At 48.1% G+C, this 14,749-nt stretch carries 13 protein-coding genes; 2 read left to right on the forward strand and 11 right to left on the reverse strand.

Annotated elements, in window-relative coordinates:
• Positions 1-8: 8 nt before the first annotated feature.
• The 8 genes from H9L42_RS09100 to H9L42_RS09135 all read right to left on the reverse strand — a co-directional run bounded on the left by H9L42_RS09100 (position 9) and on the right by H9L42_RS09135 (position 8,339).
• Positions 9-782, reverse strand: a complete 774-nt coding sequence (locus tag H9L42_RS09100) for an enoyl-CoA hydratase/isomerase family protein (protein ID WP_187303089.1) — start codon at positions 780-782, stop codon at positions 9-11.
• The gene (locus H9L42_RS09105; RefSeq protein WP_187303090.1) at positions 783-1,658 is read right to left on the reverse strand and encodes a 3-hydroxyacyl-CoA dehydrogenase family protein; all 876 of its coding nucleotides are present in this window, start codon (positions 1,656-1,658) and stop codon (positions 783-785) included.
• Positions 1,659-1,673: 15 nt separating this feature from the next.
• A complete protein-coding gene (locus H9L42_RS09110) occupies positions 1,674-2,447 on the reverse strand; it encodes an acyl-CoA dehydratase activase (RefSeq protein WP_187303091.1) in 774 nt (257 codons plus the stop codon).
• A 13-nt stretch (positions 2,448-2,460) separates the two neighbouring features.
• A complete protein-coding gene (locus H9L42_RS09115; RefSeq protein ID WP_187303092.1) occupies positions 2,461-3,594 on the reverse strand; it encodes a 2-hydroxyacyl-CoA dehydratase subunit D in 1,134 nt (377 codons plus the stop codon).
• Positions 3,595-4,824 carry a 2-hydroxyacyl-CoA dehydratase subunit D gene (locus H9L42_RS09120; RefSeq protein WP_346726302.1) on the reverse strand — a complete coding sequence of 410 codons (1,230 nt, stop codon included), beginning with the start codon at positions 4,822-4,824 and terminating at the stop codon, positions 3,595-3,597.
• Between the two features lie 27 nt (positions 4,825-4,851).
• Positions 4,852-5,625 (reverse strand): SDR family NAD(P)-dependent oxidoreductase, encoded by a 774-nt coding sequence (locus H9L42_RS09125; RefSeq protein ID WP_187303093.1) that lies wholly within the window; start codon positions 5,623-5,625, stop codon positions 4,852-4,854.
• A 99-nt stretch (positions 5,626-5,724) separates the two neighbouring features.
• The gene (locus H9L42_RS09130) at positions 5,725-6,930 is read right to left on the reverse strand and encodes a saccharopine dehydrogenase family protein (protein WP_187303094.1); all 1,206 of its coding nucleotides are present in this window, start codon (positions 6,928-6,930) and stop codon (positions 5,725-5,727) included.
• Between the two features lie 47 nt (positions 6,931-6,977).
• A complete protein-coding gene (locus tag H9L42_RS09135; RefSeq protein WP_187303095.1) occupies positions 6,978-8,339 on the reverse strand; it encodes a Na+/H+ antiporter NhaC family protein in 1,362 nt (453 codons plus the stop codon).
• Between the two features lie 227 nt (positions 8,340-8,566).
• Here H9L42_RS09135 and H9L42_RS09140 point away from each other — a divergent pair, with 227 nt between their 5' ends.
• Positions 8,567-10,657, forward strand: coding sequence for an AraC family transcriptional regulator (locus tag H9L42_RS09140; protein WP_187303096.1), 2,091 nt, complete (start codon positions 8,567-8,569; stop codon positions 10,655-10,657).
• A gap of 125 nt (positions 10,658-10,782) precedes the next feature.
• Positions 10,783-11,340 carry a ribonuclease H family protein gene (locus H9L42_RS09145; RefSeq protein WP_187303097.1) on the forward strand — a complete coding sequence of 186 codons (558 nt, stop codon included), beginning with the start codon at positions 10,783-10,785 and terminating at the stop codon, positions 11,338-11,340.
• 200 nt (positions 11,341-11,540) lie between these two features.
• Here the strand turns inward: H9L42_RS09145 and H9L42_RS09150 are convergent, their stop codons facing one another.
• The 3 genes from H9L42_RS09150 to H9L42_RS09160 all read right to left on the reverse strand — a co-directional run bounded on the left by H9L42_RS09150 (position 11,541) and on the right by H9L42_RS09160 (position 14,675).
• Positions 11,541-12,680, reverse strand: a complete 1,140-nt coding sequence (locus tag H9L42_RS09150; RefSeq protein WP_187303098.1) for an aminotransferase class V-fold PLP-dependent enzyme — start codon at positions 12,678-12,680, stop codon at positions 11,541-11,543.
• Between the two features lie 90 nt (positions 12,681-12,770).
• On the reverse strand, positions 12,771-13,502 hold the full coding sequence (locus tag H9L42_RS09155) for a DNA alkylation repair protein (protein ID WP_187303099.1): 732 nt from the start codon (positions 13,500-13,502) through the stop codon (positions 12,771-12,773).
• Positions 13,503-14,675: a DUF362 domain-containing protein gene (locus H9L42_RS09160; RefSeq protein ID WP_243235728.1), complete on the reverse strand. Its 1,173-nt coding sequence runs from the start codon at positions 14,673-14,675 to the stop codon at positions 13,503-13,505.
• Positions 14,676-14,749: the final 74 nt, after the last annotated feature.

Below are 14,749 nucleotides of genomic sequence, written 5' to 3' on the forward strand. Positions count from 1 at the left end.
CATCCTCCTTACTTTCCTTTATATATCGGCGTCCGCTTTTCCAAAAACGCCCGCATTCCTTCTTTCTGGTCTTCCGTATTAAAGAGAGACGCCCAGCGTTTGGATTCGTTGTGTACCGCGGCGCTTTCGCTGTCCATGGCAATCCCCTCCCGGATCGTATTTTTCGCGATCCGCAGGGCAATCGGCGCTTTTCTCGAAAGGTGGACGGCAAATTTCCACGCGGCTTCAAACAGCGTTTCTTCCGGTTCCAGGCGGTTTATCAGCCCCAGTTCCAGCGCCCGCCGCGCACCGATAGTTTCGCCGCTGAAAATCAGTTCCATAGCAGCAGAAGCTCCTATCAGTTTCGGAGCCCGAACGGTTCCTCCTGCCCCCGGCATAATCCCCAGGTTGATTTCCGGGAATCCCATTTTCGCCGTTTCCGCGGCAAAACGGATATCACACGCCAACGCCAGTTCCAGACCGCCTCCCAGGGCATATCCTTCGATTGCCGCTATCGTAGGCACCGGAAGCGCCGCAATCCGGTCAAATACCGGAGAGAAAACAAACTCTTCCGCTTCCTGCTCATCGCATTTCACCATATCCTGAATATCCGCGCCTGCCGCGAAATTGTTCTCGCCGTGAATCAGCAGCACCCGGATCTCAGGATCTACTTCGATTTCGTCCAAAGCCTCCCGAATCCCGGACACAACCGCTTGCGAAAGGGCGTTGAGTCTCTTGGGCCGTTCCACTCGCAGGAGCACGACTCCGCCTTCTTTTTTCAGGCTTACCTCTTGTCGTTCCATTTACTTTTCCTCCTGCTTTCCCGTATAATCGTAAAATCCCTTTCCGGTCTTTCTTCCGAATTCACCCCGGGCATACCGCTCGGTCAGGCAGGCTGCCGGACGATCCTCCAGAGCTCCACTGGTGCGGAATTTTTCCATATACACGTTGTATTCCAAATCAATTCCTGTCATATCCAGCGTTTCCAGCGGCCCCATGGAATGCCCCAAGGCGCCTTTTACGGCGGTGTCGATATCCTCGATGGAGGCCACTCCCTGATCCACCAGGTAGCAGGCCTCTCTGGTCAGGGCGCTGAAAATCCGGTTTACCACAAAACCGTAGATTTCCTTCTCCACGGTAACAGGCGTTTTTCCGATTTGCCGAGCGAATTCATAGACTGTACGGAAGGTTTCCTCCGATACATGGGGTCCTTTTACCACTTCCACAATTTTCATCACCAGCGCGGGATTGAAAAAATGCAGATTGATTACCTTGGACGGATCCTTGACCGCGTCCGCGAAACGGGAACTTACAATGTACGAGCTGTTGCTGGCGTAAATCGTATGCTCCGGCGTAACGGCATCCATAGACATCAGCGCCGATTTTTTTACCGATACCAGATCGGATACCGCCTCAATGACCAGATCCGTTCTACTTCCCGCTTCTTTTAAATCATCGGTGAAGCTCAGATTTTCGCGGCTGCGTTTCGCTTCTTCCGCAGTCATTTTCTGCTTTTTCACTCGTTTTTCAAACCATCCGTCCGCAAAGGCCTTCGCCTTGTCCGTCATTTCTCTGCTAATGTCATAACAAACCACGGGGAATCCGTGGTTCGCGGCCTGCATCGCTATCTGACTGCCCATAATCCCCGCGCCGATTACGGCAACTTTCTTAATTTCCATACGCTAAACCCTTTCTTATTTGTCCTTCTGTTCCCTGGCGAATAAGGCGGCGCCCAGCGCGCCCATCCCCTGGGGATCTGCCGGTCTTTGAATCTCCATGCCGATTTCTTGTGAGAGTACCGCCGCGAGAGTGTCGTTGAGCGCGCCTCCTCCCGTCATTACGACGGTCGGCTTCAGTCCGACCCGACCGGTCATGCCCGCTACCCGCTGCGCGATGGAATGAAGCGCTCCCAGCGCCACGTCTTCTCTGCCTTTTCCTTCGGAAAGCTGGGAAATCACTTCGGATTCGGCGAACACCGTGCAGATGCTGCTGATGGGTACGCTCTCTGTTCCGGCTGCCGCCAGGTCTGAAAGCTGATCCAGAGGACAGTCCAGCACCCGTGACATGACCTCCAGAAAACGGCCGGTACCCGCGGCGCATTTTTCATTCATCACAAAGTTTTCTACCGCGCCGCGCGCTCCCACACGTATCACCTTGGCGTCCTGCCCTCCGATATCAATGATCGTGGATGTTCCCGCAATTTCATGGGATACGCCTTTGGCGTGACAGCTGATTTCCGTAATCTGTCGATCCGCGCCCGCAAACAACATCCGACCGTAGCCGGTGGCAACACATGTCCGGATCTGGTTTTCCGTTTTTCCCGCTTCCTTCAATGCCAGTTCCACGGCTTTCTGCGGCCCGCTGCTTCCGGTTCCCGCGTTGACTACCGCTCTGCCCGCTATCCGGCCTTCTTCATCCAGCAAAACCGCCTTCGAGGTTGTGGAACCAATATCTACCCCCAGATACATCCGCTCCACCTCCTTACCCCAGCAGCTCTGCGAATCCCTGCACTCTGGTTCGCAGCTGTTCCGCGCTTTCCATCTGCTGTTCAAATTCCAGCTGCAGCATCGGGATGCCCGCCTGCTCCATCGCGTCTTTGACCAGTGGATAGTCAAACTCGTCGGGATCGCAGAACTTCAGCTGGCAGTAAATAACCGCGTCGGCATCCGCTTCCTGTACCATCCGGACCAGTTTTTCTCCCCTGCCCTTCTGGGAATCGTAAAGAAAAGCGCATCCGTCCTGCCTTGCCAGACGCTCTGCCATTCTGGAAAAACAGGTTCCCTCTTCGGGAGCGGAGACACGGAACTGTCGGGATTCCTGCGCCAGGTCGTCCGCTGCTATCTGCAGCCCGTTTTCCGTAAACAGTTCCAGCAGTTCCGGCGGTTCCGCCAGAAGTCCGGTCAGGACAATCCTTTTCCCTGCCCGCGGTTCCGGTTCTTCCCGGCTGAGCAGAGAAAGCAGATGTCGGATCGTTTCCGTATACTGCTTTTTATCCTGAAAATATCCCGCTTTGATTACAAGGTGCCGGGAAACCGCGTCAAAGGTCTGCGGGAAAGAAACCGCCGTTTTTGTAAAGTCCCGCATCGCCGCCCGGTAGTCCTCATACACTTCCATCGCGTCTTCCAGTTTTGATTCGGTAATTTCCGTCTGCAGAACCCGTTCCAGTTCTCCCTGTACTCTGGTCAGTTCTTCGATAAAGAAAATCTTTCCCGCTTCGGTCTTCCGGTTCTGAGGGTACACCATGGGAATGGGGTTCCTCTCCGGTACTGCGGTTTTCCAGTTCTCTGTTATACATTTGAGCGTATCGCAGTAGGTCGTCAGAATTACGGCAGACAACATATCGTAGTCACCCCGCAGAACCTGCTCTGTATTGGCTTTCATCAGCGAACAGCAGAAGGACTGCAGATACTGGCTCGCCCGGGTTCCGGTATTCGGTCCTCCCCACATGCCTACCGGCAGCGCTCCTGCCGCGTAAATCAATTCTTCCGGCGCGTAAATTGGAAAACATCCTACCGCTTTTTTGCCCGTTTCCGCCATGGCTTTTTTGACAGAAGCTGCCGGATGGGATGCCGTAGTCTTCAATTCCTCAATCAGTCTTAACGCTTCGCTATTCATTTATCGTCCCTCCCCTTTTCGGTTTTCCATCATTTCCACCAGTGCCTGCACTCTGGTTTCATACTGCGCCGGAGAAAAAGCTCTCGGATCGGTCTGATCGCCGTCAAAGATCACGGACGGCACCCCGGTCCTTTCCTCTACTCTCCGCTGTACCTCAAACTGGCGGAAGTCCATCAGCTTGCAGCTCCGGTTGGAATGATAAATGATTCCGTCCAGACGGTAATCCTCCACAAGCTTTGTGATGTTGTCCACCCCGAAGTCCAGATTACGGTTCACATAATTGGAACTGTAAGCTCTGGCCATTCCGTCCAGATCGTTTTCTTCATACACAATGTACCAGGAGTCCGGATAGGTGGACGTTACCATATTGATCCCGTATTTTTTCAGCACCTTGTATGTATCCGACAAATACGGCCAGCAGGCGATTCCGTCCCACATTACGCGGTATTTCTCTTCCCCGGATTTCCACGGTCCCCGGCCGGCCTCCGCCTTTTCTTTCAGTTCTTCATACCACAGTTTAAATAAATCCCGGCCTTCTTCGGTTCCTCTGGCGCAGACAATGGTCGCCATATAGTTGAACAGGTCGAATCCGTTCAGGGGCGATGGGATGTGCCGCGCCTGCATAGCGGCTTTTTTCCACCACACGGATGTTTCCGAGGAAACCCGCATCACTTCGCCGAACCGATCGTAATCGAATTTTTTCCCGGTAATGGCTTCCAGACGGTCGATGGCATCCAGAATCTGTGCCTTTATGTAACGGACATCCTGATCGTTTACCTCATACTGATGATTAAATGGCATGTCGAACAGGATCATGGGAATCTCCAGCTCTTTGGCAATGTTTTCGTACCATTTGATGACGGTGTTGCAGATGTTGTTGCAGCAGAAAATCAAATCCGGTTTGGGGATATTTCCCGCCTCGCTGTTTAAAGTCTCCATGTACGCCAGGTTCACTCTCGCGTAAGAGCAGAGATCCACCGAGTAACCTTTTGCCTCCGAGTAGTCGATAAACTCCTGAGAGCATTTGCGCGCGCCGATGGCCGCCGCGTGGTTTTCCGGATACACGGTGTGAATGCCCATGGTCGTCAGCAGTTCCTGCGGCGCGATGGAGGTGGCCCAGGCCACCAGCTCGCCCCGCGTTTTTGCTTCTTCCGCTTCTTTGTAGTGCCGGTCCAGCAGTTCATTCAGCAAAATCTTTGATGTCTTTTTATCTTCTACATTGATACCCACTCTGTTCCCTCTCACTTTCTCACATTTTTACAGGCTGGCAAGAATCGCGTCGATCATCTGAGTCGCTGGACCTGCTTTCAGCCCTCCGTCAATGTAAACATCTTCGCCCGTTACATACTGGCAATCATCTGCCGCTAAAAAATGATATAGCGCCGCTGCTTCTTCCGCTCTGCACATTCTCCCAAGAGGAGTCTGAATGCCCATTACCTGCAATTCTGTTTCACATCCATCAACATAAGCCATTGGCGTATCAATCGTGTTTGGGCAAATACAGTTTACCCGTATCTTCCGAGGCGCCAGCTCAATTGCCGCGACTTTTGTAATCCCGACTACAGAAATCTTACTCATGATATATGGCCCATACCCCGCATAATCTCCATTTGCAGAGTTCGATGCTGTATTCAAAATCACTCCTCCGTCATCCATATATTTCTGCCCATATTTGATCCCAAACACGACTCCCATTACATTGACATGGAACAAGGATTCATAAGTTTCTGGATTTGCATTTTTCAAAAGCTCTTCTGGGCAAATGATCCCAGCGTTGTTAACCACAATGTTCAACTTTCCATAGCGCTGCGCTGCCGACTTCATCAAATTTCCCATATCATCTTCGCGGCTGACATCCGTTTTTACAAAGTAACAATCAAGTTCATTGGCAAGGTCAATGCTTTTTTCATTGATATCTGCCATCGTTACATTCGCGCCGGCTTCCTTAAACCTCTTGGCTGTTGCATATCCAAGCCCTGAGCCCGCACCTGTTACGACCGCATTTTTCCCTTTCAGTGAAAAAAATCCCATTGTCATTTCCTCCTCATATAAATATGTAAAATGAGGGAGAAGATAAAGTTCTTCTCCCATTTTGCAATTTAAATGCGCCCTAAGCTATGTAATCCAAACTTATAACTCTTCCCATTTGTACGGAATCCCGGTTCCAAAGAAATGTTCAAAGAATCTGTCTGGATCCAGTTCTTCCGGAAGGTTAATTCCTGGATGAAGTCCATTTCCGCCTTCTACCAACATTTTGGCTCCGATTACTGCTGGAAGGGCAATGCTGATATAGCTGGTTCCAAATATTTCGTTTAAAGCTTTGGGATGCCCAATCAATTTGGGGCAATGTACTTTGTATTCCACTGGTATTCCGTCTTTTGTTCCCTCGATGATCAAAACGCTTGGAATCGCTACATCACCATCATGTTCTTCCAGATAGTCTGGATCCTCGTCCAGAAATGCTGTCCCTGGCTTTGGCACGTAGCTGACTATAAAATCGATTGGTTTGAACCTTCCACCGCCAAACTCTACCTCTTCTTGAGAGGCCAGCCCCATAGAAACAAAGGTTGCAGCCTGCCTTGCCACATAATATTTAAAGTCGCAGTATTCAATTCCTTTCCCAATAATGGTCGGTGTACTTACAACTTCTTCATGGGTATGGTGCGAAACCAACTGGTTTCCAGCCGGGAATGGAAAATCTTCAATTTCGGTAAACGGCGGAACCTCTTCAAATTTTCCATTGCGAAATACATAGCACGGATTAGAAAAATCGATCAGAGCCTGTTTTGGAGACCATCCTGGGTTCCATGGGTCTGTTACTTCTCCAAATTCACCTAAATACAGCTTTTGTTTCCCCAATCTGTACTTGACGCTTTTTACTGTGTCCAGCTTATCACAATATTTTCGCACTACTATATTTACAAATCCCGGCGCCAGTCCGCACCCTAAAAGGACTTTTACGCCTGCTTCTTTCAACTCTTTATCCAGATATCGTTCTTGTCCCAGCGCTATCTGATCCAAATAGGGAACATCAAATGATGTGCTTACATAGCTGATATTTGCTTTTAACGCAGCTTCAATAACTGTAGGTCCCAGCCACACGGGCGTCAGATCAATAATGCAGTCCATTCCTTCACAGGCCTTTACGACTGCGTCAATATCACTGCAGTCAAGCTGTATTACTTCTACTTTTGGGCTGTTAATTTTCGCCGCTACTTTTCGCGCGAAGTCCAGATTACTATCTGCCATCACTACTTTTTGAATGTCCTTGTCTCTCGACATAATCGAGGCGCAAGGCCCGCCCTGTCCACCTGCTCCCAGCAATAAAATGTTCATTTTCTCAACTCCTTTTCTTTGCTTGCTCTACCTTAAAAATTGATTTATTATATAAGGACTAATCCTGCAACTAAAAATCCGATTGCCGCAAGAATTCCTCCCATTATACAGTATGGTAGCTGTGTCATGCAGTGTTCCATATTGTCAATTTTAGCTGCTGCTGATGTGAGCACCGTAACATCCGCGTAAAAGCATGCGTGCGCCCCAAACACAGCGCCTGAAATAATAGCTCCCATTGTCATTGGAATGCTTGTCCCTACCGCGGCAGCCAAAGGCAGTACGATTGGCGTAATTACAGCCGGGAGCGCCCAAATCCCGCTTGTCACAAAGGCCAGTATTGCGACAGTCAGGAATACAACAACTGGAAGGAATGCACCGCTCATGTATGGCGATACCGCCTCAATTACAAACTGCGGCATTTCAATTTCATTTACTCCATACCTTAAAGTAGCGCCGGATACAATTAGAACAGCCAGCCACATCATATCCTGCATTCCGTTTATCATGCAGTCTGAAAACTGATCAAATGTCATAATCCTGCTTGGCAGGAACAGAATTCCACACATCAGCACCCCACCGATTACACCGTACAAAATATCATCCATTAGCAGGGTAATTGCGACAACTGTAAGGATTGGAACGAGGAAATGCCATACCTTTACTTTGCCTGCTGAATCTATCTCCGGCAGTTCTTCGTTAAATTTTTTGCTATAATCGGAATATGGCTTATTCTCTTCTTCCGCTCTCCTCCATGCCTTTTTCATAGGGCCGATTCTCGGAATAATTCCTAAAATAACAAATGGTACGATGATGACGCAGATCCAAGCGTAAAACATCCAAGGCATCGCGCTGTAATACGCGGACATTCCTCCTCCCAGGTATGCGGTCTCCGGCTGCGCTTCAAAAATACCGGAAAAATATACAACCCAGGCGGAAATCGGTATAATGACACATACCGGCGCTGATGTACTATCCAAAACATAGGCCAGCATTTCTCGCGGAACCTTTTTGCGATCGCAGGTCTCCATCATTGTATTTGCTGTCGTCATAATGCTCAGATAATCATCAATAAACAGTACCACGCCCATCAGCCATGTTATGAGAAGCGAACGTTTTCCTGTAGTAGCGTATTTTCGAATAATATCTGAAAAAGCCCAGGCCGCTCTTGATTCACGCAGTAAACGAATCAAGCTCCCGAACAATACAGAAATCAATACGATCCACATTACATCAATATCTGAAACCGCTTGGTTCAGGAAGTCGATAAACATAGTTACACTTCCTGTGCCCGCTGCAATTACACAGCATATAAAAGTCCCCAGAAGCAGAGATTCAAAGGTCTTCCTGGTAACAACCGCAAACACGATTACGACTGCTGCCGGCAGTAAGGTTATAACTCCACCATCCATGAAAAGACTCCTTTCTTAAACTTACATTGCATTTACGAATAGAAAGAAATGAGCTCAATTCTTACTGTATTTTTATTATATTTTTCAGAAAATTCGGATTCAACCACATCGTTGTTTACAATATTGCGATCCTGCAATTCCTGATAACATTCTTGACTTCTCAAAATGGTTCATGTATATTTGTACAAAAGTATGTTCTGATAATATTGCTATATGGAGGTGCTATCTTGCTGTTAGAAAAAATTAACGCACTGGAAGATTCCGCTTTTTCTTTTCACCTGTATCACATTCACTCCACTTCGATTAGTATGCATTCGGCATATGAAATTATTTTTATTTTAAAGGGTTCTGTTGATTTGAAATGCACAGCTTTTCATTACCACCTCAAAGAAGGGGATATTTTTATCGTGAATGTAAAAGAACTCCATATGTTTTCAAATGGAAGCAAAGATAATTTAATATTGGTTTTCCATTTTAATCCATATTTATACCTGCATATTTTCCCTAAGCTTAATTATTATTTGTTTGTATGCAGCTCTTTTTCTTCTGATAAAAAAAATGATCCAAAACTTCTTGCCTTACAGCAAATGCTTTTGCAGCTTGCTGTCTCAGTATTCAAAAAACGTCCGGATCACAACATTGAAGAACAAATTTTGTCTATTATTACGCATCTCCTTAATCACTTTCAATCTTTCTCTGTGAAGCCTCAGGGATATCATAAAAATGAATCCCTTGAAAGCAATGACTACCAGCTGCAAAGGATCTGCGAAATCCAAGAATACCTCTATGTAAATGCCAAAAATAAGATCCAATTAGACAATCTTGCGGAACACTTGCATTTAAATAAATACTATGTTTCGCATCTGATCAAAAATACAATTGGACTGTCTATGACCGATTTTCTTAACCTTACCAGAGTAGAATTGTCCGAAGTTCTTCTCTTGTCGACAGAGTTGTCCATTGAGCAAATTGCCTTTGAGTGTGGATTCTCCGCAAGACGATATTTTGAAAAGCATTTTACGAAATGGTATGGAATCTCCCCTTCTGAATACAGGCAGCTTCATTTAAACGGCACCAATGAATCTTATGAAGAATTTGACTTGTCCTATATTATGTCCGGCCCAGGCAGAGAAATCATTCATCCTTACTTGTACCAGGAGTCGCCTGCTTCTGAAGGCACGTTTCTCTCTTTTGAGGTTTCTATGGCCGATCTCGATGGCGTTCTGCCGTTTCGGCATTTCTGGGAGCCTACGATTAACATTTCCAATCCTTACAGCTGTGCCCGTATTTTGTCGCCTGATATCATCAAAGAGTCCATGTCCGCTCTGAAGTATTCTTCTGCCAGAATACGCAATATTTTCGCACCGGAAATGCTGCAGCGTTTTTCTCCAGAACAGTTGGCGACTCTCCTTGATTTATTTGTAAACGCTGGGGTAACTATCATTATTCATGTTACATTGTCAGAAGAAGAGTCTGCACTATTTTCCCATGCGTTTCAGTGTTTCTTTAACCACGTTCGTACGCGCTATTCCTCAAATATCCTTACAGAGTGGAAAATTGAGATAGAAAAGAATTCTTCTGATCCATTAAATAGTGCCAAAGCTCATCATAACCTTCTGCAAAAAGTAGGTATGTTGAAACAATATGCCCCGGACTGTACTTTTATAATTGCGAACCCTGAGAAAGATTCCTCCTATTACTCCCATGACGCTATGTTACTTGCTCCCCATATTATCAAATCTTGTCTTGATAGTGATTCAGAAACACCGAGAGTCTACCGTGAATTCTGCGAGTCCGCTCTTGATATGGAGGAAGGCGTTACGTACCCTTATCCAAGCAGCTGCCTGCTCACTCCGCAACATGAAAAAAAGCCCCTTTATTATCTCTGGCAAATGTTATCACGACTCGGAGATCAAGAAATACAGAAAGAAACAGGTATGATCATTACAAAAAGAGGAAATTCTTTTTATGTGTTGATCTACGATCCGTTCAACCAAGCCTCCTCCAACTCTCATTCAAAGCCATTTGCGGTCCGTTTATCTTTATCAGACATAACAAAAAAATATTATGTTACAGAGACTTATCTGGATGCCTCTTGCAGCCTTTTTCAGCAACGCTCAGCACTGCAGTTTCCATCACAGCTTCCTGCGGATCTAATCAGTGACATAAACTGCTCTACCGCACCTACAGTAAAGCTGCATCTATTAAATCCGCAGAAAGAGCCCTACACTTTGAATTATCAATTAAATCCCTATAGTGTACTCCTACTTTCGTTTATAGAAGTATCGGATTATCAGACAGATAAATTTTCAAAATAGCCTGTCTGCTGTCTCTATAACAGCTTTATAAATATTCCGGTTTATAAGTTTGGGAAATCAGTAGACACCGCTCCCCCAAAATCGGTATAATAAATGGAAACCAAAAAAGGAAAAGGGGATTCACATTGAAAGACGACCGCATTTTAAGAATTTACACCGACGGAGCCTGCTCCGGCAATCAGAGCGAAAAAAACTTCGGCGGCTGGGGCGCCATCCTGGAATTCGCGGGGCACAGCAAGGAGCTGTACGGAGGAGAAAAAAACACCACCAATAATCGTATGGAAATGACCGCCCTGCTGGAAGCGTTCCGGGCGATCAAAAAAGAGAATCAGACCATTGAGGTTTATTCAGACAGTTCTTATCTGATGGACTGTTTTCGCAAGAAATGGTACAAAGGCTGGCTGAGAAACGGCTGGAAGACAGCGGCAAAAAAGCCGGTGGAAAACCGGGATCTGTGGGAAGGGCTTCTCCCCTATCTGGACCGCCACGCCATCCGGTTCTTCCGGGTTAAGGGGCATGTCAATCTGGAAAGCGCCTCCACCAACTTTGAAAAGCTGTATCGAAAATTCGTGGAGTGGAACGGAGAACAGTATACCTTTGAGGATTTTCAGTATGTCACGGAAAAAAACAACCGGGCAGACGAGCTTGCCAATTTGGGAATCGACCAGATACGCGGCGCGTAAGGGGAAGCTTCGGACGCTGATTTCGTAACAAAAGCCTTTTTAGCTCATTTGTTTCTATTTTTATCAGCGTCAGAGAGCTTCTAAGTAGCAAAAACAGGGCCAGGAAAGCGTAAATACAGATTTCACGCTCCAAAGCCCTGTTTTTTTATAAACAAATCAGCTTTTCTCAAATTTGTTTCCAAAAGCCTCCGCTTACTTCCTTACCGCGCTCTCTGCGCGATCCGGTATACCGCGTCCACCGCGGTTTTCATATGCCGCACATTATTGTAAATTCCCATGCTCATACGGACGGCTCCTGTATCCCAGGTGCCGATGGTTTTATGGGCCAGTCCCGCGCAGTGATAGCCGCTTCGCACTGCAATTCCAAATTCATCGTTTAAAAGCGATGCGACTTCTTCACAATTATATCCCTTTATATTAAATGCGACAATGCCGACTTTTTTCCGACAGTCAGAAGGGCCGTAAACCGTCACATTTTTCATATCACGAAGACCGCTGTCGAGAATTCCCGTAAGCTGTTGCTGGTGCCGACGGATTTCGCGAACTCCGATTTTTTCCACGAAAGCTGCCGAATATCCAAGCCCGATAATCCCCGGCGCGTTGAGGGTTCCCACCTCATAACCTTCCGGGAGTTCCTTTGGCTGCAGAATTTCTCTGGAAGCGGTACCGGTGCCGCCTTCCATAACATGTTTTATGTCAACCCCATCCCGCACATAGAGGAATCCGGTTCCCAGCGGTCCCATAAGGCCTTTGTGCCCCGGCACAGCCAGCAGATCCATTCCGCTGGCTTCCATCGGCAAATGACCGGCTCCCTGAGCCCCGTCTACTAAAAATAAAATTCCTCGCTGCCGGCAAAGACGGCTGAGCGCTTCTATCGGAAGAATCGTTCCGGTTACATTAGATGCCTGCGTGCAGATAACCAGGCGCGTATTTTCCCGGATTGCCTCTTCCACAAGGGCAATATCCAGGCTCCCGTCGCCGCGGCAGGGCACAATCGTATATTCCACGCCCTTATCGGCCAGCGCGCGCACAGGCCGCAAAACCGAATTATGCTCCATGGCGGTTGTAACCACGTGATCTCCTGCCCCAAGCACACCCTTAATGGCCAGATTCAACGCTTCGGTGGTACTGCTTGTGAAAACAATCCGATCCGGCCGTTCTATTTTAAAAAAGCGCGCCAGCGTATTGCGTGCCCGATAGACTTCTTCTCCGGTTTTCCGGGACAGATCATGACCGGAACGCCCCGGATTTCCGCAGTATTCGGACATGCACCGCTCCATCGCTTCGATCATTCCCTTTGGTTTGGGGAAGGTAGTCGCTCCATTATCCAAATAAATCATGGCTTCTTCCTCCTATCATAACAGAATATGCGAAAAAAGGAGGAAGGTGTCTGGGCCTGTCCGATAAACCTGTATTTCCCCGTCTATTGTCTATTTACGTTTTAACAGATTGAGACGCTGTTTGTCTTCCTTGGAAACCCGGTAGGATTCCCGGATCTTCTGGATCGTTTTATTCTGAGTAAAATTATCCAGGCTTCCGTTCCGCAGGATCTTCTCCGTTTTTTCCGGGAATTTGACATAGCAAACAGAAAGGGTCCAGGCTACCGCCATTTTCGCGTAATAACCTTCATGGCGCACCCCTTCCATGAGACGCAGTACCGAATCAATATGTTCTTCATCTACAAAATGGCTCAGCAGCAGCACCGTTCCGAAACGAACGAAGAATTCCCTTTCATCCGACAGATAGGGCTGCAGAAAGTTCCACACCAGCTGTCGGTTTTCTTCTTTATCCGCGAATTTCAGATCTCCGCAGAACGTATCGCAGATTGCCCAGTTGTCAATCCTGGGGATAAAACGCTCTATGTACGAAAGTCTCCGTTCCGCGTCCATCTTTGCCGCTCCGATTACCATTCCCTGCAGCATAACCTCTTCATAATAAAGCGCGGTTCCGCCTACCCCTCCGGCTTCTTGCGGACAGTTTTCCAGCTCGGAAAGCAGTTTTTCCCAGTCCTTTCGCGCCGCCTTTTTAGCGGTTTTGCGCACCAGAGGCACCCGCACGCCCAGAGTCTTGTCCTTATCCACCCCCGGGATCAGGCTGCTGTTAAATTCTTTGTAGTCTGATTCCGCCAGTTCTTTCAGTTCCCGTAATATCTCTTCTCTCATTTACAACCTCCAATTCCGATCCGCCAGTTTCGCCAGTCTGGTCTGTTTTACATCAATCGCCTGTTTCGGACACATCTCCTGACAGCAATAACATTTGATGCATTTCCGGTAATGATAGGCCGGCTTTCCTCCTCGGAAGAAAATAGCTTTCTCCTCCAACGGGCATGCCTGGATACAGATTCCGCACCCTACGCATCGGTCTTTTTTGATATACGGTTTCCGGTCCAGCAACGGCTGGAAAAAGCGCAGCATATTAATCCTTCCCTTAAAATCCGCCGACCGCTCGACTTTAAAATCCGGATTGCCCCAGCGGACGGCCGCTTCCTCCACAGTCAGCGTCTCTCCGTCGGTCACTACCTCGATCTGCGCCGCTTCACAAGTGCCGACTCCGTATTCCTGCCCGTATACATTGGTTGGCACAAGCTTTGGATCCAGACTGACCAGGGCGCAGAACACGCTGTCTAAGGCTACCGGATCCGCGGAAGCAAGAATCAGACCCATCTTCACCGGCTCTCCGGACTGCGGTCCGTTCCCTTCCATGGCGACGATACCGTCCATAATATGCAGCCTGGGTTTTACGAGAAGATTCAGATCCCCGATCATCTGTCCGAACAGATCGGCGTTTGGAAACCTGGCGTAAGAAGCCCCTTTGTTAAATCCATACACACAGCCGAAGGTATTTTTCATGGCTCCGGTAATCCGTTCCAGCTGATGGGTTTTCATTTTACAGAGATTGATAATGGCATCCGCCTCCCTCGCACCTTTGCAGAGAATAAAGTGATCTGCCGCGTGACCTTCCGGGAAGTCCACCTTCTCCCCTTCCGAAAAATCCGCCGTCGGAATCTCCAGGCTCCGCGCTTCCGGAAGAATCCCGCATCCCTGAGCGGTCTGCTCCACTCCGATCAGATGGTTTCCCGGCGAATCGCCGAAGAAAAGGTGCGGATATCCCTCTTTTCTGAGTGCTCGCCCCGCGGCGGCGAACACCTGGGGATGGGTTGTACACGCCTTTTCCGGCGGACATTTTGCCAGGAGATTTGGTTTCAGCAAAATGCGTTCCTCTTTTCCCACAAACCGCTCCCAGCCTCCCAGCAGTCCGACCACTTTGCGGACAGCTTCATCCACCAGTTCCTGTCTATATTCTCTGCATTCCACAACCGCAACTTTACTTTTCAACAAAATCCCTCCCCCGCGTTCCTGCCGCGCAAAATTCTCCGTCCATTTTAACACAGGAAAACGGCAGATGCAAA

Origin of the sequence: Zhenpiania hominis, from assembly GCF_014333425.1 — a bacterium.
GTDB lineage: Bacteria > Bacillota > Clostridia > Peptostreptococcales > Anaerovoracaceae > Hominibacterium > Hominibacterium hominis.